Annotated in this window: 2 protein-coding genes; both read left to right on the top strand. The window is 33.3% G+C overall.

Annotation, left to right across the window (positions count from 1 at the left end; genetic code table 11):
- Positions 1–1,256, top strand: a 1,256-nt coding sequence (locus tag AC1DV1_RS31230) for a hypothetical protein (protein WP_477368737.1), incomplete at its 5' end; no start/stop codon positions are given.
- Between the two features lie 382 nt (positions 1,257–1,638).
- Positions 1,639–1,750: IS1/IS1595 family N-terminal zinc-binding domain-containing protein (locus AC1DV1_RS31235; protein WP_477368740.1), on the top strand; the 112-nt coding region annotated here is incomplete at its 3' end.

Genomic DNA, 1,750 nt, shown 5'->3' on the forward strand with positions numbered 1-1,750 from the left:
CCATTGATAAACAAGTCGAAAACATAGCATTAAAGATTAACGAACTCAGCGGACTAAATTCAGTAATCAGAGACTTGACTACTAACGACAAGTTGTTTGATCTTCCCCTTGTCGAATTGTTTTCTCATTTAAGGTCTGATATTTTGCGTCAACTTGTTGATTTCGGCGTTGACGTCGACGAAGTAGATGCATTAAAAAAAGTATGTTTTAAGAATAGATTAGATCCAAGAGAGTTATATAGGATACAGCAGCAATTACCACTTTATTTTACATTTGAAGAGGTTAATTCACTCGATAAAATTAAATCGATCTGCGATCGGCTACAAATGAAAACTAATGAGGACATTGAAAAAGTAAGAAAATTAAATGACCAAATCAATAATTCGCAGGTCGAGATCGACCAGGCACTTAAAGAATACGATAAATGGTCGAGTTTTAGAGAACCACTTTTAGAGGCCACCCCAAATAAAGCGAACAATGGTTTCAAAGATCACAAGAAGGAACTGGCTAAAAAAGAGGAAATATTAAAAACACGTTCAGTCATAATAGATGATTTTCTAAAACAAATTGTTGAGGTGCCGGCTGTCTCCATACCATACGAAGCGGACTTAAAAGAAAGCGCTCTACTTATTAAAAAAGGGATTTCGCTTATAGATCGTATCAGAAGTGATATCGCCATTTTAGAATACAATAAACAACAAATTGAAAAAGTAAGGAGCGTCCTGGATTTTAAATTGACAGAAGTTGGGAAAATTGAAAAAGCACGTGATCGTATGATTAGAGTCCTCACTATTTTAGAGAGGATTGAATCGGAGCATAGCGAACAAGCATTTTTAGGAGACTTTTTAATTAAAAACAATGAAAAAATAAAGAATGTATTTCAGACCATTCACTCACCCAAGGAATTCACTGGCCTCTCGATAATTAATAACAAGATTTACTTGAACAAGGTTTCTGGAGAAATAGTTGATCTAAAACGAGTAAGTACCGGTCAACGGGCTGCATTGGGTTTATCTGTATACCTAGCTTTGAACTATCAATTAGAAATTGGCCCCAAAATGATGTTGTTCGATGATCCCGTGACCTTTACAGATGACCTTAACATTTTATCTTTTCTTGATCATTTGCGTGAAATTGTACTTTCTAGTCATCATCAAGTTTTTTTTGCAACAGCAAGTGAAAAATTAGCGTTTTTATTTAAAAAGAAATTTGAGTTTTTGGAAGGAGATTTTAATCATATCATTTTAGAAAGATAAGATGGAAAAAGGCGTCCACTTGTAGCTCTATGTGTATTTAAGTGAGATTTTGTTAAAAAGAAAATACTCTACTAGTGATATTGATAAACTTGTAAATAATGTGTTATAAGTTATTATTACTCTACTAAAGAAAATTAAAAAAAGGATTATTAATTCAACTTTTCCGGAAAATGATCTTTGATCGTGGTGAACCTCTATCGGGTACAGTAGAATCTGATATTACTATATCATTCAGATTATTAATTAGTTATAAGATATAATTGCCAAAAATAGTTGGTAGAATCTTTGTAATCGACTGTAATAAAGGAATATACATCAAGCAAATTGAAATCGGTTTCAATTTGCTTTTTTTGTTATATGAAATCGTCAAAAAAAGGCGTGTTTGACCTGTAAGAGCACGGATGTAATAAAGTGGGGCAAGCAGAATAAAAAACAGCGATATAAGTGTAAATCATGTGGGCAATTGTTTATTCGGCAGCACGCTGGTGTAAGAG

This window comes from Mucilaginibacter sp. P4_D1, from assembly GCF_056401935.1.